General features: G+C 63.6%; 19 protein-coding genes. 6 read left to right on the top strand and 13 right to left on the bottom strand.

Annotated features, from left to right (window positions below; genetic code table 11):
• Positions 1-957: a Csu type fimbrial protein gene (locus tag AC3EMP_RS16075; protein WP_023685934.1), complete on the top strand. Its 957-nt coding sequence runs from the start codon at positions 1-3 to the stop codon at positions 955-957.
• Here the strand turns inward: AC3EMP_RS16075 and AC3EMP_RS16070 are convergent.
• The 7 genes from AC3EMP_RS16070 to AC3EMP_RS16040 all read right to left on the bottom strand — a co-directional run bounded on the left by AC3EMP_RS16070 (position 951) and on the right by AC3EMP_RS16040 (position 7,782).
• A complete protein-coding gene (locus AC3EMP_RS16070) occupies positions 951-1,928 on the bottom strand; it encodes a branched-chain amino acid ABC transporter permease (RefSeq protein ID WP_023685933.1) in 978 nt (325 codons plus the stop codon). The genes AC3EMP_RS16075 and AC3EMP_RS16070 overlap by 7 nt on opposite strands.
• Position 1,929: 1 nt before the next feature.
• Complete coding sequence (locus tag AC3EMP_RS16065) at positions 1,930-2,817, bottom strand: branched-chain amino acid ABC transporter permease (RefSeq protein ID WP_023685932.1); 888 nt, start codon at positions 2,815-2,817, stop codon at positions 1,930-1,932.
• A gap of 174 nt (positions 2,818-2,991) precedes the next feature.
• On the bottom strand, positions 2,992-3,696 hold the full coding sequence (locus tag AC3EMP_RS16060) for an ABC transporter ATP-binding protein (RefSeq protein ID WP_023671422.1): 705 nt from the start codon (positions 3,694-3,696) through the stop codon (positions 2,992-2,994).
• Complete coding sequence (locus AC3EMP_RS16055) at positions 3,693-4,484, bottom strand: ABC transporter ATP-binding protein (protein WP_352710095.1); 792 nt, start codon at positions 4,482-4,484, stop codon at positions 3,693-3,695. Before AC3EMP_RS16055 ends, AC3EMP_RS16060 begins: the two co-directional genes overlap by 4 nt.
• A 14-nt stretch (positions 4,485-4,498) precedes the next feature.
• Positions 4,499-5,707, bottom strand: a complete 1,209-nt coding sequence (locus tag AC3EMP_RS16050) for an ABC transporter substrate-binding protein (protein ID WP_023685930.1) — start codon at positions 5,705-5,707, stop codon at positions 4,499-4,501.
• 208 nt (positions 5,708-5,915) lie between these two features.
• Positions 5,916-6,974 (bottom strand): GSU2403 family nucleotidyltransferase fold protein, encoded by a 1,059-nt coding sequence (locus tag AC3EMP_RS16045; protein ID WP_023685929.1) that lies wholly within the window; start codon positions 6,972-6,974, stop codon positions 5,916-5,918.
• 211 nt (positions 6,975-7,185) lie between these two features.
• A complete protein-coding gene (locus AC3EMP_RS16040; RefSeq protein WP_023743926.1) occupies positions 7,186-7,782 on the bottom strand; it encodes a YdeI/OmpD-associated family protein in 597 nt (198 codons plus the stop codon).
• Positions 7,783-7,953: 171 nt separating this feature from the next.
• Here AC3EMP_RS16040 and AC3EMP_RS16035 point away from each other — a divergent pair, with 171 nt between their 5' ends.
• Positions 7,954-8,568, top strand: coding sequence for a hypothetical protein (locus tag AC3EMP_RS16035; RefSeq protein WP_023715162.1), 615 nt, complete (start codon positions 7,954-7,956; stop codon positions 8,566-8,568).
• A 190-nt stretch (positions 8,569-8,758) separates the two neighbouring features.
• On the opposite strand, the gene AC3EMP_RS16030 is transcribed toward AC3EMP_RS16035, so the two are convergent.
• Positions 8,759-9,670 (bottom strand): S1C family serine protease, encoded by a 912-nt coding sequence (locus tag AC3EMP_RS16030; RefSeq protein ID WP_023671416.1) that lies wholly within the window; start codon positions 9,668-9,670, stop codon positions 8,759-8,761.
• A 426-nt stretch (positions 9,671-10,096) separates the two neighbouring features.
• On the opposite strand from AC3EMP_RS16030, the gene yghU reads away from it, so the two are divergent.
• On the top strand, positions 10,097-10,966 hold the full coding sequence (yghU, locus tag AC3EMP_RS16025; protein ID WP_023693764.1) for a glutathione-dependent disulfide-bond oxidoreductase: 870 nt from the start codon (positions 10,097-10,099) through the stop codon (positions 10,964-10,966).
• Positions 10,967-11,118: 152 nt separating this feature from the next.
• Here yghU and AC3EMP_RS16020 read toward each other — a convergent pair whose 3' ends face one another.
• Positions 11,119-12,315, bottom strand: coding sequence for an aminotransferase-like domain-containing protein (locus AC3EMP_RS16020; RefSeq protein WP_023708936.1), 1,197 nt, complete (start codon positions 12,313-12,315; stop codon positions 11,119-11,121).
• A 267-nt stretch (positions 12,316-12,582) separates the two neighbouring features.
• Between AC3EMP_RS16020 and AC3EMP_RS16015 the strand changes: the two genes are divergently transcribed.
• Positions 12,583-13,323, top strand: a complete 741-nt coding sequence (locus AC3EMP_RS16015) for a sulfotransferase family protein (RefSeq protein ID WP_023697773.1) — start codon at positions 12,583-12,585, stop codon at positions 13,321-13,323.
• Positions 13,324-13,345: 22 nt separating this feature from the next.
• Here the strand turns inward: AC3EMP_RS16015 and AC3EMP_RS16010 are convergent, their stop codons facing one another.
• From AC3EMP_RS16010 to AC3EMP_RS15995, 4 genes are all read right to left on the bottom strand, one after another.
• The gene (locus AC3EMP_RS16010; protein ID WP_023671412.1) at positions 13,346-13,534 is read right to left on the bottom strand and encodes a hypothetical protein; all 189 of its coding nucleotides are present in this window, start codon (positions 13,532-13,534) and stop codon (positions 13,346-13,348) included.
• 284 nt (positions 13,535-13,818) lie between these two features.
• On the bottom strand, positions 13,819-14,523 hold the full coding sequence (locus AC3EMP_RS16005; RefSeq protein WP_352500359.1) for a Crp/Fnr family transcriptional regulator: 705 nt from the start codon (positions 14,521-14,523) through the stop codon (positions 13,819-13,821).
• 173 nt (positions 14,524-14,696) lie between these two features.
• Positions 14,697-14,870, bottom strand: coding sequence for a hypothetical protein (locus AC3EMP_RS16000; protein ID WP_023671410.1), 174 nt, complete (start codon positions 14,868-14,870; stop codon positions 14,697-14,699).
• 140 nt (positions 14,871-15,010) lie between these two features.
• Positions 15,011-15,166 (bottom strand): DUF1127 domain-containing protein, encoded by a 156-nt coding sequence (locus tag AC3EMP_RS15995; RefSeq protein WP_023671409.1) that lies wholly within the window; start codon positions 15,164-15,166, stop codon positions 15,011-15,013.
• A gap of 69 nt (positions 15,167-15,235) precedes the next feature.
• Here AC3EMP_RS15995 and AC3EMP_RS15990 point away from each other — a divergent pair, with 69 nt between their 5' ends.
• Together AC3EMP_RS15990 and AC3EMP_RS15985 are read left to right on the top strand one after the other, a co-directional pair.
• Complete coding sequence (locus AC3EMP_RS15990) at positions 15,236-15,547, top strand: hypothetical protein (RefSeq protein ID WP_352710091.1); 312 nt, start codon at positions 15,236-15,238, stop codon at positions 15,545-15,547.
• A gap of 218 nt (positions 15,548-15,765) precedes the next feature.
• Complete coding sequence (locus tag AC3EMP_RS15985) at positions 15,766-16,602, top strand: hypothetical protein (RefSeq protein ID WP_352710088.1); 837 nt, start codon at positions 15,766-15,768, stop codon at positions 16,600-16,602.
• The last annotated feature ends 577 nt before the right edge of the window (positions 16,603-17,179 follow it).

Below are 17,179 nucleotides of genomic sequence, written 5' to 3'. Positions count from 1 at the left end.
ATGCTGCGCGCCGTAATCATCGCCCTGCTGCTGGTGCTGCTCCCGTCGCTCGCCCGGGCGCAGAGCTGCAGTTACACCGTCACCAGTTTGAATTTCGGCATCATCGACACGCTGTCGGGCACCGCGGCGACATCGACAGCCACCTTCACCGCGACTTGCAGCGGCAGTTTGCCATTGCTGCTGCCCGTCCTGGTCTGTCCGCATATTGCCGCCGGCACCGGCGGTGCAACCTCGGCGGCGGCCCGGCAGATGGCGAGCGGCGTCAACAGCCTCAACTATCAACTCTATTCGGACCCCGCAATGAGCGTTGTCTGGGGCACCTATAACTGGGCCTATGCCTCGCGCCCGCCACCGCTGCTGCTGAGCCCCAATCTCTTCGGCAACTCAATCGACACCCTGACGCTCTATGGCCGGGTTCCCGGCGGCCAGGCGACCGTTCCGCCGGGCACTTATCTGTCGACATTTTCGGGCGGGCAACTCGAGTTCCGCTCCCGGACAACCCTGTTGAGCAGCAGCTGCAACACCGGCGCGGGCAACTTGGGCACCAGTCCGACCTTCACCATCAACGCCACGGTCGCGGCAAACTGCCTGGTCGCCACCCAGAACATCGATTTCGGCCCCAAGGGGGTGCTCGACGCCAATGTCGATGCCGCCGGCCAGGTTACGGTCACCTGCACCCCGTCTACCGCGTACACGGTTTCGCTCAATGGCGGCACGACAGGGGGCACGCCGACCACCCGCAAAATGTCGAAGGGCGCCGAGAGGGTCACCTACGGCCTCTACAAGGATCTGGCGCGCTCGCAGCCCTGGGGTGACGCCGGAACGCCGGGAAGCACGGTGGCCGGCACCGGAACCGGTACGGCCCAGGCGCTCACCGTCTATGGCCGCGTGCCGCCGCAGACGACGCCCTCGGCCGGCGTCTACACCGACACGGTGGTGGTGACCATCACCTATTGATCGCGGCCATTGCCTGGTGAAAGCCAGCGCGCGTAAATCTCGCCGACGATGCCGCGGCGAAAGACCAGCACGCAGATCATGAAGATCAGGCCGGTGGCGATGGTCACCGGGAAGCCGGAGGTGGCGAGCGTGTTTTCCAGCCCGACGACGAGGCCAGCGCCGACGACCGGCCCGACCATGGTGCCGATGCCGCCGAGCAGCGTCATCAGGATCACCTCGCCCGACATCTGCCAGGTGACGTCGGTCAGCGTCGCGAACTGGAAGACGATCGCCTTGGTGGCGCCGGCAAGCCCGGCAAGGGCTGCCGACATGACGAAGGCGGCGAGCTTGTAGCGGCCGACCGAATAGCCCAGCGAGATGGCGCGGTTCTCGTTCTCGCGGATCGAGCGCAGGATCATGCCGAAGGGCGAGTTGACGATGCGCCAGACGGCGAAGACGCCGATGAGGAAGACGGCAAGCACGACGAAATACATGTTGAGCGTGACGTTGAGATCGACGATGCCGAACAGATGCCCGCGCGGCACGCCCTGTATGCCGTCCTCGCCTTCGGTGAACGGCGCCTGGACGCAGAAGAAATAAAACATCTGCGCCAACGCCAGCGTGATCATCGAGAAATAGATGCCTTGCCGGCGGATGGCGAGGAAGCCCATGACCAGGCCGAGCACGGCCGCGCCGGCGGTGCCGAGCAGGATGCCGGCCTCGGGCGGCCAGCCCCATGCCTTGACGGCGTAGGCGCAGAAATAGGCGGCGGCGCCGTAGAAGGTGGCGTGGCCGAACGACAGCAGCCCGGTGTAGCCGAGCAGCAGGTTGAAGGCGCAGGCAAACAGCGCGAAGCACAGCATCTTCATCAGGAAGATCGGATAGACGAAGAAGGGCGCGGCTATCAGCGCCAGTATGGCCAATGCCAGCAATACCCGCTCAAGCCGCACGGAGGCGGCGGTGCGCTGGTCGTGAAGGGCTGCCTCGCTCATCTCAGGCGTCCCTTCCGAACAGGCCGGCGGGGCGCAGGAGCAGCACGACCGCCATGATGACGAAGACGACGAGGTTCGACGCCTCGGGATAGAACACCTTGGTCAGGCCCTCGGCGAGGCCGAGCATGTAGCCGGTGACGATGGCGCCGAGGATCGAGCCCATGCCGCCGACCACGACGACGGCGAACACGACGATGATGAGATCCGAGCCCATCAGCGGGCTGACCTGATAGACGGGTGCGGCGAGAATACCGGCAAGGCCGGCGAGCGCCGCGCCGAGCCCATAGGTGAGCGTCAGCAGCAGCGGCACGTTGACGCCGAAGGCCTGCACCAGCTCGGGATTTTCGGTCGCGGCGCGCAGATAGGAGCCGAGCCTGGTCTTTTCGATCAGGAGCCAGGTGCCGATGCAGATAATGAGCGAGGCCACCACCACCCAGCCGCGATAGTTGGGCAGGAACATGAAGCCGAGATTGGTGCCGCCGGCAAGCTGCGCCGGAACGGCATAAGGGTTGCCCGACACGCCGTAGTAGAAACGGAACACGCCTTCGATGACCAGCGCCAGTCCGAAGGTGAACAGCAGCCCGTAGAGCGGATCCAGGCGGTAGAGCCGCGACAGCGCCACGCGCTCGACCGCCATGCCGAAGACGCCGACGATGAGCGGAACCAGGAGCAGCGCCGGCCAGTAGCCGATGCCGAGATGGACGAGCAGCAGGTAACCGATGAAGGCGCCGAGCATATAGAGTGCGCCATGGGCGAAATTGATGATCCGCAGCAGGCCGAAGATGACGGCCAGGCCGAGGCTCAGCATGGCGTAGAAGGAGCCGTTGATCAGCCCGACCAGCATCTGGCCGAGCAAGGCCTGGACGGGGATGCCGAAGATCATGGTCATGGCGTCACCGAGGGTGTTGCAAGCGGGATGCGTCTGTGCGGCACGTACCCCACCCGGACCTTCGGTCCGACCTCCCTACAAGGGGGAGGTAGGGCGGTGGCCCTCCACCCTCCCCCTTGTGGGGAGGGTCGCTGCGCAGCAGCGGGGTCGGGGTACTGCCGTGGGCTGTCGTCATCATACCCCCAACACCTCGTGCAGCTGTTGCGTGTGAGCGGCAAGCTCGCTTACGGCAAAACCCTCCACCACCTTGCCATGCTCCATCAGATAGAAGCGGTCGGCGATGCGCGCGGCGAAGCGGAAATTCTGCTCGACGAGCAGGATGGTCATGCCGCGCTTTTTCAAGGTCGCCAGCAGTTCGCCGATGCGCTGGACGATGACCGGCGCCAGGCCTTCGGTTGGCTCGTCGAGCAGCAGCATCTGCACGCCCGTCCGCAGGATGCGGGCGATGGCCAGCATCTGCTGTTCGCCGCCGGAGAGTTTGGTGCCGGGGCTGTTGCGGCGCTCCTTGAGGTTGGGAAAGAGATCGAAGATCTCGTCGACGCTCATGCCGCCCTTGGCCACCACCGGCGGCAGGATCAGGTTCTCGTCGACGGTGAGCGTGGCGAAGATGCCGCGTTCCTCCGGCACGAAGCCGATGCCGCGATGGGCAACACGATGCAGCGGCAGGCGCATCAGGTCGCTGCCATCGAAGGCGACGCTGCCGCTGCGCTTGCGGACCAGCCCCATGATGGCGCGCAGCGTTGTGGTCTTGCCGACGCCGTTGCGGCCGAGCAGCGTCACGGTCTCACCGCGAAAAACGTCGAGGTTGACGCCATGCAGCGCATGGCCCTCGCCATACCAGGCATGGAGATCGCGCACGGCAAGCAGCGGCTCACTCATGCTCGGTCCCCCTGCTCGGTCCCCATGTAGGCGACCCTGACGCGCTCATCGTTGCTCACCGTCGCGTAGTCGCCGGCGGCGAGCACCTGGCCGCGCTGCATGACGGTGATCCAGTCGCAGAGGTCGGCGACGACGGTGAGATTGTGCTCGACCATCAGCACGGCGCGGTCCGTTGCCAGCGAGCGGATGATGCCGGAAATGACGCCGACATCCTCGTGCCCCATGCCGGCCATCGGCTCGTCGAGCAGCAGCACTTTCGGGTCGAGCGCCAGCGTGGTGGCGATCTCGAGCACGCGCTTTCGGCCATAGGAGAGATCGCCGGCCGGACGATGCGCGACATCGTCGAGACCGACGACGGCAAGCAGTTCGCGCGCCCGTGGAGTCAGTTGGTCAAGCGCGGCCAGCGAGCGCCAGAACTGGAAGCCGAGCCCGCTCGGCCGCTGCAAGGCGACGCGGACATTGTCGAGCACGCTCAGATGCGGAAAGATCGCCGATATCTGGAACGAGCGGACGAGACCCATGCGCGCCACCCTGGTCGGCGCGGTGCGGGTGATGTCGTTGCCCAACAGTTCGATCCTGCCGCTGCTCGGCTGCAGGAACTTGGTCAAGAGGTTGAAGATCGTCGTCTTGCCGGCGCCGTTCGGCCCGATCAGTGCATGGATCTGGCCGTGATGGACGTCGAGGTCGACATTGTTGACGGCGACGAAACCGGCAAAATCGCGCCGCAGGCCGCGGGCGGAGAGCACCACCCGCGGCTTGATTTCGGCACCGTCCGGCTGGACGGCCACGGCTTGCGCCAGCGTCACTTGGTGACGAGCGGGCAGCCGCTGTCTTCAGCCTTGATGAAGGCCTTGTCGCCCGGAATGGTCGCAAGGTAGGTGTAGTAGTCCCAGTCCTTCTTGCTCTCCTCGGGCTTCTTGACCTGGTAGAGATACATGTCGTGGACCATCGAGCCGTCGGCCTGTACCTTGCCGTTGGCGTTGATGATGTCGTCGACGGGCATTTCATGGAGTTGCTTGGCGACCGCCTCGGTCTCGTCGGTGCCGGCCTTGTCGATGGCCTTGAGATATTGCAGCACCGCCGAATAGGTGCCGGCCTGGATCATGTTGGGCATGCGGTTGGTGCGCTTGAAGAAGCGCCCGGCGAAGTCGCGGCTCTTGTCGTCGCGGTCCCAGTAAAACCCTTCGGTGAGCACCACGCCCTGCGCCGCCTGCAGTCCGAGGCCGTGCACCTCGGCAAGCGTGAACAGAAGTGCTGCCAGCCGCTGGCCGCCGGCGACGATGCCGAACTCGGCCGCCTGCTTGATGGTATTGGAGGTGTCGAGGCCGGCATTGGCAAGGCCGATAACCTTGGCGCCGGAGGACTGCGCCTGCAGCAGGAAGGAGGAATAATCCGTCGATCCCAAGGGGTAACGCACCTCGCCCAGCACTTTGCCGCCGCTTGCCTCAACAACCTTTGAGGTCTGCTCCTTCAGCGAATAGCCGAAGGCATAGTCGACGGTGATGAAATACCAGCTGTCGCCGCCCTGCTGCACAAGCGCGCCGCCGGTGCCGACCGCCTGCGAGTGGGTATCGTAAGCCCAGTGGAAACCGTAGGGCGAGCATTGCTTGCCGGTCAGGTCGGCCGATGCCGCTCCGGTAACGATGTCGATCTTCTTCTTTTCCTTGGACAACCCCTGGACGGCGAGCGCCACCGAGGATGTCGTCAGTTCCATGATCGCGTCGACCTGCTCGGTGTCGTACCACTGGCGCGCAATGTTGGAGGCAATGTCGGGCTTGTTCTGGTGATCGGCGTTGACGATCTCGATTGGCGCGCCCTGCACCTTGCCGCCAAAATCCTCGACCGCCATCCTGGCGGCCTCGACCGACCATTTGCCGCCGAAATCGGCATAGACGCCCGACTGGTCGTTGAGGATGCCGATCTTGACCTTGCCGTCGGAAATTTCGCCGGCCGCCGCCGGCATCGCAGTCGCCGCAAGCAGCACGGCTGAGACGAGATAGGATGCTTTCACAGGTGGTTCCTCCCTTGTGGCCGACGCTGGAAAACGCGGCGGCCTTGCAATGGTTCAACAACTCCGTCCGGTTCTCGCTGAAATCCGGGCCAGCGCCCGCCACTTCTCCTCTTGGCAACCCCTCCGCCCTGGGTGCGCCGGGAACCGTAGCATCACATTTCGCGAGGCGAGAATGCTATTTTCGTAGCATGGCGTGCTAGCGCGGCCGCTACCAGTCGGGCTCAATTGGAGAGTCTTCGGAAAAGCCGCTCGGGCCAGGCAGAGAGAGCGTTGCGGCCGCAGCGTCCAGCAGTGCCCCCGGAAGCCCTTTGAGATGCTCGCTGTCCAGCGGAAGCGCAAGATAGCCCGTGGCAATGCGTGCAGCCGCTTCCGCCTGTTCACGATCTCTCATTGCCTTGACCGCAGACCGATCAGGCCGCGTGGCCAGCCAAGCCTTGTGCAGAGCGAACATTCGAGGGTCGACCGTCGGCATGCTTACGGGATAGCCACGCTCATCGATCGCCACAGCCTCCACCTTCGGGGCGTTGATGAGCCATTGCAGCCCCTTCATGGGTGCGCTGTCGAGGTCGTCGGCAAGCTGTGTAATCGAGGTAGTGGCGTTGTCCTTGAGGACATGTCTTGCCCGCGGACGGATCAGGTCGACCAGATAGCCATCACGGTTCGCTGCCCTGAAGGCCCGGGGCTGGAGCGGCTTGAAGGACCTGTCCACTTTACGCAACACGCCTATCAGGCCGGACTGGCTTACCCTCTCGCCGGTCACGAAGCTGATGCGGCGTCGGGAATCGAAGAGCAGGTCGATGTCGCCGGTTGCCGTGAGACCGCTGGTGATCTGGACGCCCGCCAGAGCCTCGTAAGCGAACAGCGCATTCGTGCCGACGACCAGCAACTGCTTGCCCAGCGGGTCTGTTTCGGCGCACCGCCGCAATATCCGTGCGGCGATGGCCGGTACCCTGCCCAACCCCATTGCCACATTGACTTTCGCCAGGCCGTTCAGGCGATCGGCCAGACCTGCCAGCAGATCCTTGTTCTGCACCCTGCCCTCGGAAAACGCAGCGAACGCCTTCTCCGTCTGGCTGCTTTTCGGCCCGAGTGAATTCTCGACCTGCCGGACCTTCCGCAGCAGGTATTCAGCACCGCTGCGCTCAACCCAGCGCATGCTGCCTGCAAAGCGCCTTTGGCGCTGGTCATCAGCACGCTGCCAGGCCTCGTAGACCTGTTGCGTATCTATGAGTTGGCGCCGCTGCTCGCCGGTCAACTCTCTCAGCATCGTTTTCCACTCTTAAGCCAGGATCAAGTTAACATAGTGGAAAACTCTTAATTAACAATAAGTTGCTATGTTTTTTCCACTATCGCATCTATCACCCACACGCCGAGTGGAAAATACCGTAAAAACAATAGGTTATGTCCGAGAAAGGGAGGCCAGAACCTCACACGCGGGTTTTTAGCTGCGCGCGCCATGGCAGCCGCTTGCCGTCGCCTCACCGCTTCTGCGGATAGATCGGCTCGCCGCGCTTCAGCATCTCGACAAAAGCCTCGATCTTCTTCCTGCGCCCCGCCTCCGTCTTCATGTTGTGCGTTCGAAACGCCAGCGCGAACCGGTTCTGGGCGGAAAGCTTTGCCAGCATCTCCTTCGCCTTCGGCTCGGCGTCGATGGCGGCCTGCAGATCGTCAGGGATCTTCATGTCCTTGCCTGAGGCATAGGCGCGGTCCCAGCGGCCGTCGGCCTTGGCCGCCTCGACCTGTTTCAGCCCGTGTTCGGTCATGCGGCCCTCCTCGACCAGGCGGGCGACATTGTCGATGTTGATCTTGCTCCAGATGCTCTTCTTGCCGCGCGGCGTGTAGCGCTGCAGAAAGCTCTTGTCGTCGAGCGGCTTGCGTATGGCGTCGATCCAGCCGAAGCACAGCGCCACGTCGATGGCCTGCTTCGGCGTGATCGAGGCGAGGCCCGAGCCGACCTTGTGGACCTTGATCCAGACCTCGCTCTCGCCGGCATGATTTTCGCGCAGCCAGGCGTAAAAACTGTCGGGATCGGGGAATTCATGAACCTTGTCGGGATCGACCTTGAACGGCGCCATCATCACCTCGTTGTTGCCGGGCCGGCTGTATCGGCTGTCGATGCCAGTTTCCGTCAGCGGCGTCGATACCCCCTAGCCTATTGCGAGCCGGCTTGCGCCCAAGCCGGCGCTCATGGCAGTTTCCCGGCTGGTCGAGCCGGGCAAGGCAGACTGCAATTCGGGGGAAATGCCATGCGATCGATGTTACTCGGCCTCATCCTTCTGCTGCCGGCCTCGGCGCTCGCCGAACCCATCGAAACCCAGAAGATCATCACCGCGCTGACCGGCGACTTCAATGGGGACGGCGCCGCCGATCTGGCGATGATCGTCGAGACCGAGCCCGAAGACGATACCATGGACATGCATTTCTTCCTGAGGGACAAAAAGTACAATTTTCTGAAACCCGCCGGCGTCGTGCATGAGCAGGTCTACGGCGAATGGAACGACTACGACCAGCCGCATTATGAGGGCTCCGGCATCGAACCGGAGTTGACCTTGCTGCCCAACGGCTCGATCAAGATCTATCTGCCGGGGCTGATCGGCCCCGGCGAGCGGACCGACATGACGCTGACCATCGCCTGGCGCAACGAGGCCTTCGTCGTCGCCGGCGTTGCCTATGACCATTACAAATACCAGTCCGTTGTCGTCTACAGCAGCTGCGACTACGACGTGCTGACCGGCAAGGGCAAAAGTATGCAGACGCAGGATGATGACAGCAAGGTGAACAGTATCGTGTCTGTCGAAGGCCAGGTCGTGCCCTTCGCGGAGTGGGACACGGGGACGCCTTTTAGGGTATGCGGGGATTGAGGGGGCAGCCAATCTCCCCCCTCGTGGGGGAGATGGCCGGCAGGGGGGCCGCTGTCCCGCCAACGCACCGGCCAGTGTCAGCCACGTTTATCCCGCGATTCTTGTCAGAAAATATAGATTGAGAGGTCGCGATCCTTCGCGCCCCCCTCTGCCCTGCCGGGCATCTCCCCCACTTGGGGGGAGATTGGCTTCACTGCAGATGCGGTTTCTTCAAAAAGCTGTTTCGGTCGGCGGATTTCACTCGCAGCCAAGTCTCACGACCGTCACGCACGACCCTGAGAGGAATCTCCGAACCCGCCGGATTCTGCCATAGCTTGCGGTAGAAATCGGCGAGACCGTCGACCTCGCCATCGCGCACGTCGGAGATGATGTCGCCCTGGCGCAGGCCGGCCTTGGCGGCGGGGCCGCCTTCGGCGACGCTCATCACCACGACCGCACCGTTCGACTCGGCCGAGAAGGCGCCGAGCCATGGGCGCGGCGGCTTCGCCACCTGGCCGCGCGTCAGGAGATCGTCGAGGATCGGGGTCAGAAGGTTGATCGGCACGACCATGTTGATGTCGGCGACCTCGCCGTTGCGGCTCATCTGCAAAAGCAGCGAACCGATGCCGAGCAGGCTGCCATCCTGGCCGATGAGCGCCGCGCCGCCCCAGGACGGATGCGCCGGGGCAATGAAGATCGCCTCGTCGAGCAGATATTCCCAATAGCCGGCGAATTCCTGCTTGGTGACGATGTGTGCCTTGACCGAGCGGCCGGTGCCGTCGGCAAACACCACGGGGTCGCCGATCTTCGCCTTCGAGGCGTCACCCAGCGCCACCGCCGGCAGGCCGAGCGGCGCCAGCGCCTGCACTAGGCCGAAGCCTGTCTCCTGGTCATAGGCCAGCGCATGCGCCGGCACGACGCGGCCGTCCTGGTCGGTCAGCCAGACCTCCTCGGCCTCGGTGATGAGATAGCCGATGGTGAGCACCAGCCCGTCGCCGCGGATGACGACGCCGCTGCCTTCCCGGCGCGTGCCCAGGGCATTGGCCGTGAAGGCATCGTCGGGAACCATGGCGCGCACGCCAACGACGGAGCGCAAGAGCGGGGAAACGGGATCGATCGGCATGCGGTCATCCTGGCAGATATGCGTGGGCAGTATCCTCTATAGGTATGCCGCGCTGCACAGGGCGCAAGGGCTTAGGCAACAAGGCAATCATTTCAGAGGCTGGCGCTGCCCCTCATCCGCCTGCCGGCACCTTCTCCCCGTATAGTGACGGGGAGAAGGGAGATGGCCGCAACATCGGCGCTCTTGGCAACGCTGGCAATTGGGGAAATCAGTAGGCGACAGCGTCCTTCTCCCCGTCACTATACGGGGAGAAGTGCCCGGCAGGGCGATGAGGGGCGGCGCCGACATCGATAATAGTTCAACACAAGTTGAACCTTTCTGAATTGCACCTATGTGTTCCCGTATCTAGGTTCCGCCGACTTTTCCGCCATCAGTCTCGCGCCGTCGCGCAAGTCGTTTCGCCCGCCAAACCAAGGAATTTCCCGCATGACCGAATACACCCCGCCGAAAGTCTGGAGCTGGAAGAAAGCCAATGGCGGTACGTTCGCCAGCATCAACCGGCCTATTGCCGGTCCGACGCATGACAAGGTGCTGCCGGTCGGCAAGCATCCGCTGCAGCTCTATTCGCTGGCGACGCCGAATGGGGTCAAAGTGACTGTCATGCTGGAGGAGCTTCTGGCGCTCGGCCACAAGGGCGCCGAATACGACGCCTGGCTGATCCGCATCAACGATGGCGACCAGTTCGGCTCGGGCTTTGTCGAGGTCAACCCCAACTCCAAGATCCCGGCGCTGCTCGACCGCAGCGGCAAGACGCCTGTCCGCGTCTTCGAGTCCGGCTCGATCCTGCTTTATCTCGCGGAAAAGTTCGGCGAGTTCCTGCCGACCGAACAGCCGGCGCGCGCGGAAACCTTGTCCTGGCTGTTCTGGCAGATGGGTTCGGCGCCCTATCTCGGCGGCGGCTTCGGCCATTTCTACGCCTATGCGCCCGAAAAAATCGAATACGCCATCGACCGCTTCGCCATGGAGACCAAGCGCCAGCTCGACGTGCTCGACCGGCGGCTGGCGGAGACTGAATATCTCGGCGGCGCCTTCTATTCGATCGCCGACATGGCGGTATGGCCCTGGTATGGCGGCCTTGCGCTCGGCCGCATGTACAATGATTCCGCCGAATTCCTGTCGGTGCAGGACTACGAGCACGTACAACGCTGGGCCAAGGCGATCGACGCCCGCCCGACGGTGCAGCGCGGCCGCATGGTCAACCGCGCCTTCGGCGACCCGGCCATGCAACTGCACGAGCGCCACGACGCCAGCGATTTCGAGACGAAGACGCAGGATAAATTGGTGGTGGCGGAGTGAGCTAATCTCCCCCCTTGAGGGGGAGATGGCCGGCAGGCCAGAGGGGGTCGGCTCGACTGGGCGCGACCTCCTGCGACTGATGAAGGTTAGCGCTCCACGCGCGGCGACCCCCTCTGTCGCCTTCGGCGACATCTCCCCCTCGAGGGGGGAGATTAGCCCATCAATTTCGCCAGCCTCGGCACGCCTTCACCCACGGCGCGTTCATCTGCGAGCGTAAAGCTCATCCGCATCGTGTTGCGGCCCGAACCGTCGGCGTAGAATGCGTTGCCCGGCACGAACGCCACGCGGGCTTCCTTGACCGAGCGGGCGAGCAGCGCGGTGGCATCCGAACCCTCAGGCAACGTCAGCCAGACGAACATGCCGCCTTCCGGTCGGCTCCAGCTGACGCCATCCGGCATTTCCGCTTCGAGTGCCGCAAGCAAGCCGTCGCGGCGCTGGCGATAGGCGCCGATCAGCTTTTCCACCTGGCCGTCATACACGGCCTCGGAGACGCGGTGCATGACCAGCTGGTTGATCGACGGGCTGTGCAGGTCCGACGCCTGCTTCATCAGCACCAGCCGCTCGACGACGCGGCGCGGCGCGCAGACCCAGCCGACGCGCATGCCCGGTGACAGGATTTTCGAGAACGAGCCGCAATAGAGCGTGCGGGCGTTTTCGATGCCGCCGGAGCGTTCGCAGTCGAGCGCCAGGATCGGCGGCTGGCCCTCGCCGTCATAGCGCAGCGCGCGATAGGCGGCGTCCTCGATGATAGCAATGTCGAGCTCGTCGGCGAGGTCAAGCACCGCCTCGCGCTGCTGGCGGTTCAGCGTCTCGCCGGTCGGGTTGGCGAAATCGGGCACCAGATAGGCGAATTTCACCTTGCCGCCTGCAGCGGCAGCAGCGGCCTGGTAGGCGGCAGGCGTCATGTTGCCGCCGTCCGGCGTCAGCCGGTCGTAGCGCGGTTCGTAGGCGTTGAAGGCCTGCAGCGCGCCGAGATAGGTCGGCCATGTTACCAGTGCTGTGTCGCCGGGCGACAGGAAAAGCTTGCCGAGATAATCCAGCGCCTGCTGCGAGCCGGAGGTGATGAAGATGTTGTGCTCGTCGCAGGCAATGCCGAGCTTGCCCATCTGGCCGGCCAGCCATTTTCTGAGCGGCAGATAGCCTTCGGAGACCTGATACTGAAGTGCTGCGCTCGCCTCCGCACCGCCCAGCACCGAGGCATAGGCATCGGCGATCGCCTGGGCCGGAAACAAGGCCGGATCGGGGATGCCGCCGGCAAAGGAGATGATGTCGGGCTGGTCGAGCAGTTTGAGCAGCTCGCGGATTTCCGACGCCTTCATGCGCGAGGCGCGCGACGCCAACAGGTCCATCAAACTCACGAGCCCACCTCCCGGGATACGGCATCTGGTCCAGCATGACCGTTCTGGCCATGCGATTTAGGTCAATCTGACTGACCTATTATCAGGCTCCCTCACCCGCTGGAATAGCCAAACCCTCATTCCGCGTGGCCCAGACGAAAAAGCAAACACATTTCTGCCCTGGACAGGGAAAATTGTTGCGCGCCGAGGGGCGCGGATGCAACCTCATTCCGAGCGGACCGGCATAAAAAGAAAAGCGGTCTCAACAAGGGGGGTAAAATGACGCTTGAGCTCATCGGGGCCGGATTCGGCCGCACCGGCACATGGTCGACCTTTGCCGCGCTGAACAGGCTGGGCCTTCCCAGCTATCACATGCAGGAAGTCATCCTCAACAAGGCCAACAAGGGCCATCTCGACTTCTGGCGCAAGGTGGCCAACAGCCCGCCCGGCAGCCAGCACGACTGGACCAGAGTCTTTGCCAATTACAAGGCGACGGTCGACAATCCGGGATGCTGCGTGTGGCGCGAATTGATGGCCGCCTATCCCGACGCCAAGGTGCTGCTCACCCTGCATCCGCGCGGCGCCGAGGCCTGGTACGACAGCACCATCGACACCATCCACTTCACCGAGACATTGTGGCAGTTCAAGGTGCTGGAATGGCTGACGCCGTTCGGCCGCAAATTCGGCGACATGTCGCACAGGCTGATCTGGGGCCGCACGCTTGCCGGCGTGATGGACGACCGCGCCAAGGCGGTGGCGCGCTACAACGCCTATACCGAGGAGGTGATAGCGGCCGTGCCGCCGGAGAAGCTTCTGGTGTTCAAGGTCAGCGATGGCTGGGCGCCGCTCTGCGGCTTCCTCGGCGTGGCGCTGCCCAACGAGCCTTTCCCCAACCTCAACGACCGCGAAAGCGTGAAGAAGATCATCCGCGACATCATCAAGGGCAGCTACATCATGCTGGGGCTGTCGGTGGCGGCGGTGCTTGCGGCGGTCGCGGCGCTGTGGTGGTGGCTGGGGTAGCCGCCGGACCGTCAGAATATTGCTACTTGCGCGTGATCCAGCCGAGCAGATCCGGCTCGACGTCTTCGTGGTCGGTCAGGTCGCGAACCAGGGAGGCGGCGAGCGCGCGCCACCGCTTTTCCGGGACATTGTCTTCCATCACCGATTTGATGAAGGCGGCGCGCAGGATGGCGCAATCGAAGGCGGATACATCGAAAAGCAGTTCTGCCATTTCGGTTTTCCCCGTTCACATCGGGCGCGCGAGCCTGTCGAAGTCTCAGGCGCCAGCGCCCCATACAATGGTCGACGACAGCGGATTCATACTCTTGCCGAACCAAGGTTCAACACAATTCGATTGTACGGTTTTTACCAAGCGATTGCGGTTCGTTGCCCGCTTTTGCGCCGATGCTAGATTTGCCGGGCGGCCTCTCCCCAGATGGCCGCAAATGGCCGGCGCGGCTCTGGCAACATGCTTTCACCGGCATTCGCGTCGGCCATTTCCAGCCCGTGCCAGGCTCAGCCCAGCAGCCGTTCGTATTCGGCCTCGGCCTGGCCGTAGAAACCATCGGCGACGGCGATCAGGCCATCCCGGTCGCGAATGACGATCTCGCCGCGCCGCGACCGGATCAGGCCGCGCCCTTCCAGGATCTGCAGGCCGATGGTGACGCCCGGACGCCTGACGCCGAGCATGACGGACAGGAACTCATGCGTGATCTGGATCTGATGGCCGACCACCCTGTCGTCGCACATCAGGAGCCATCTGGCCAGCCGATCCTCGAGCTTGGCGCGGGCATTGCTCAGCGCTGTGGATTTGGTCTGGCCGTGCAGATAATGGGCATAGCGCAGCAGGAAGGCGCGAAGCGTCGGGCTTTTCTGCAACGCTGCCTTGAACGGCTCGGAACCGATGCACACCGCCTCGCCCGGCATCTGCATGTAGCAGTCATGGGGCGCCCAGTCGGCGCCCATCACCAAGGCGGAGCCCGACATGCCTTCGTGGCCGATGATGCCGACCTCGGTGTCCAGGCCCGGCCGGTTCCTCGCCACCACCGAGGCCAGGCCGTTTTCCAGGAAGCAGACCGAGGCGACCGGCTCGCCCGCCATTTCGAGCGGGGCTTTGAGATCGAGCACACGATGGTGCAAATGCGGCGCAAGCAGTGCGAAGTCGGCCGGGTTCATGCGGCGCAAGAGGCCGCTTTTCTCCTTGCTGACCGACTGGTCCATCGCTCTCTCCCGTCAAGGGCAAGAGCACATGTCATCTCCCAGCCGTCGGCGCCCTGCCCAAATGCAAACGGTCATTGGACGATAGCTGACTCGGATTCAGCCATTGTACTTCGTACAAAACCGACAAATCAGGGGCGACGCCCCATCAATCAATCCAGCAGCTTTTTCCTGGATCAGCGCTTCGGGCGGTCAGCCGCAACCATGCGCGCTTCGCGCACGATGGACGAGCGATCGTTGCCGATCAGCGATGCGATCTCTTGTATCTGCTGCTCGGAGGCCCCGGTTTCCCGCGCCAAGGCCGCGAGCGTCTCGGCGCTCAGACCGGACTGTCTCGGTTGCTCCGCCATGGCTCCAATGCCTCCTGTCGGGGCAGGAGTGCGATGGTCGCTCCCAAGCGTCAGCGCCCATTGATGTGGCCGACGATGCTGCACTGTACGCTTCCGAACAATCGATGGCGAGCGATATATTAGCGACGCTGGATGCGGCCCTAGAACGGCAGCCTTATCTCATCGATCGACCTCGACTCCGTCCAGCCAATGTCCTTCTGGATCTCCGTCGGCAGCGCATTCAGTGCGCGGACGGTCTTCCTGTGCTTGCTGGCGCGCGCCAGGGCAGCGCGAATTCTGCTGAGACTTTCAAACATCGGTTACCTCCATGCAGCAGCAGAGCGCTGCCTTAGGCCCGCTCTTGCGCCACCTCTGTAACCGATCGATTGCGCGGCAACGGTGAAGCGCTTCACAAACCGATGCCGCCAGAAACATTTGTATACAAATCAATTCAGGGAACGGGAGAGTCGCTAAGGAGGCCGCGCCAGACTGCCCGCGTCCAAAAGGCCGATATCCGCGTCGAGCTTGCGGGACGCTGGACCAAGGGCATCTGCAATTTCGAGAAAATGGGCGGCATGCACCATTTCGGCGGCACGGCGAGCGAGCAGACCGACTTCCGTCACAGCGTGGCGGTGAAGCTCGACCATGCGAAGTTTTGCGATCTGATCGTGGCTGCGCTGGAGCGGCTCAAGGGGTGACTCCCTCTTCCCGGGCAATCGCGTAGGATGCGCCGCCTTATGCGATTGCCCTGCCCTCCGGCGTCCGCCCGCCTCGGCTATGGACGAATCCCATCATGCGCAATAAGGATGGGGTCTGCCGTGGCGCTTTCGCGCCGAGGCAGGCGACGTTCGATCAATGACGCTGCGCCGGGCGCCTTTGACGCCCCGCAAAAGTGTCGATACCGGGGGATCTGGTCATGACCGACAACAAGCCGACCGTAGACGTAACCAAGGACTGGCAAGCAACGCAGGGCCAGAAGTCCGGGGCCACGCGGCTGCGCCTGTTCGCCGTGCTGTCGTGGGTCATCGCCATTGGCGGCGAGATCGCCGGGATCGTACTGCTCTACAAGCACAAATTCGACCAGGGCAACCTGCCGCTGCTGATCGGCATCCTGGTCGGGATCGCGATCTTCGCCATCGCCGGCAGCCAGCTCTGGAAGGCGGCCAACCGGAAGGACCCGGCCCGCGAATCCGACACGTTCCGGTTCTTCGTCCAGAACCAGCTCGGCGCGATCATCACCCTGATTGCCTTCCTGCCGCTGGTTCTCTTGATCCTCAACGACAAGAACATGGACCCGAAGAGCAAGAAGGTGGCCGGCGGCATCGGCGCCGTGCTGGCCGTGCTGGCGACGCTGATCGGGGTCAGCTACCAGCCGCCATCGGTCGAGCAGTACACGCAGGACATGAACTCGTGCGCGGAACAGATCAAGGCGGGGCAGCCGACGACGGCCTGCTCGCCCGAAGTCGCCGCCCAGGCGCAGGCGATCGCCACCGACTCCACCACGGTGGCCGCGGCGACGAAGGACGCGGCGCACCCCAATGGCCAGGATATCGTCTACTGGATCGCGCCGGAAAACGGCGCCGCCAAGTCCGACACCGAGCATGTCTTCCACCTCTGCGCAGCGGTCAGCCCGCTGAAGGACAAGACCGTCAACAGCGGCTCGGTAACGCAAGCCTACGCCCAGAACGCCATCCGCATCACGAAGCAGATCGAGATGGAACAGAAGCAGTGCGGGTTTACGGCTGCGCCGTGAATGAGGCTGCGGGCTGGCGTGGCCGATTGGGTGCGCCAAACTGGTGGTCCACATCATAGTTGTCCGTCAGTGGCGTGCGGTCCCTCGTGGCGCGAAGGCTTACATGGCGGGACTAGACGCAACGTAAGCGGCTGGGGCACGCCAAATCCCTGGCAGGGGCACGACGAAAATTGAATGTCGCATTTGGGCCGCTTCCTGCCTGTCCGGTTTCGGGTGGTAGCATTCGGAAAGCGGACACACTCGTTGACTGGCGCGACAGCTAAATCCCGTTTGCCGGACACGGCGAGGATGCCGAGTGCCTCTCGGATATCGATGTGATGAAGCCTTTCGCGTTCGTGTCGACAGGATTCAATGGATCTCGGCCGGCGGTGACAACCAGGGCGCACAACATGGCCATCGTGCGGAACTCCCGTCGCCAGTTATGTCGCCGAGCCGATGCGCCCCACGCCCGCCCTCTAGACCGAGGACAGCCCCGAGACCAAGACACGGAAGGCCGTACCCAACCCGCGGAATGAGAGTCTGATCAACCGTCGTCTCTGAGCTCCACCCCCAGCCCTGTGCAGCTTCAGCCGATCCG

Source organism: Mesorhizobium sp. P160219, from assembly GCF_057786095.1.
The sequence above is the reverse complement of the archived record's forward strand: the minus strand, read 5'-3'. Positions and strand labels throughout refer to the sequence as shown.

Coding starts and splice junctions, on each gene's coding strand:
- AC3EMP_RS16075 (WP_023685934.1), top strand. CDS start 1: ATGCTGCGCGCCGTAATCATCGCCCTGCTGCTGGTGCTGCTCCCGTCG.
- AC3EMP_RS16070 (WP_023685933.1), bottom strand. CDS start 1,928: ATGAGCGAGGCAGCCCTTCACGACCAGCGCACCGCCGCCTCCGTGCGG.
- AC3EMP_RS16065 (WP_023685932.1), bottom strand. CDS start 2,817: ATGACCATGATCTTCGGCATCCCCGTCCAGGCCTTGCTCGGCCAGATG.
- AC3EMP_RS16060 (WP_023671422.1), bottom strand. CDS start 3,696: ATGAGTGAGCCGCTGCTTGCCGTGCGCGATCTCCATGCCTGGTATGGC.
- AC3EMP_RS16045 (WP_023685929.1), bottom strand. CDS start 6,974: ATGCTGAGAGAGTTGACCGGCGAGCAGCGGCGCCAACTCATAGATACG.
- AC3EMP_RS16040 (WP_023743926.1), bottom strand. CDS start 7,782: ATGGCGCCGTTCAAGGTCGATCCCGACAAGGTTCATGAATTCCCCGAT.
- AC3EMP_RS16035 (WP_023715162.1), top strand. CDS start 7,954: ATGCGATCGATGTTACTCGGCCTCATCCTTCTGCTGCCGGCCTCGGCG.
- AC3EMP_RS16030 (WP_023671416.1), bottom strand. CDS start 9,670: ATGCCGATCGATCCCGTTTCCCCGCTCTTGCGCTCCGTCGTTGGCGTG.
- yghU (WP_023693764.1), top strand. CDS start 10,097: ATGACCGAATACACCCCGCCGAAAGTCTGGAGCTGGAAGAAAGCCAAT.
- AC3EMP_RS16020 (WP_023708936.1), bottom strand. CDS start 12,315: ATGGACCTGTTGGCGTCGCGCGCCTCGCGCATGAAGGCGTCGGAAATC.
- AC3EMP_RS16015 (WP_023697773.1), top strand. CDS start 12,583: ATGACGCTTGAGCTCATCGGGGCCGGATTCGGCCGCACCGGCACATGG.
- AC3EMP_RS16010 (WP_023671412.1), bottom strand. CDS start 13,534: ATGGCAGAACTGCTTTTCGATGTATCCGCCTTCGATTGCGCCATCCTG.
- AC3EMP_RS16005 (WP_352500359.1), bottom strand. CDS start 14,523: ATGGACCAGTCGGTCAGCAAGGAGAAAAGCGGCCTCTTGCGCCGCATG.
- AC3EMP_RS16000 (WP_023671410.1), bottom strand. CDS start 14,870: ATGGCGGAGCAACCGAGACAGTCCGGTCTGAGCGCCGAGACGCTCGCG.
- AC3EMP_RS15995 (WP_023671409.1), bottom strand. CDS start 15,166: ATGTTTGAAAGTCTCAGCAGAATTCGCGCTGCCCTGGCGCGCGCCAGC.
- AC3EMP_RS15985 (WP_352710088.1), top strand. CDS start 15,766: ATGACCGACAACAAGCCGACCGTAGACGTAACCAAGGACTGGCAAGCA.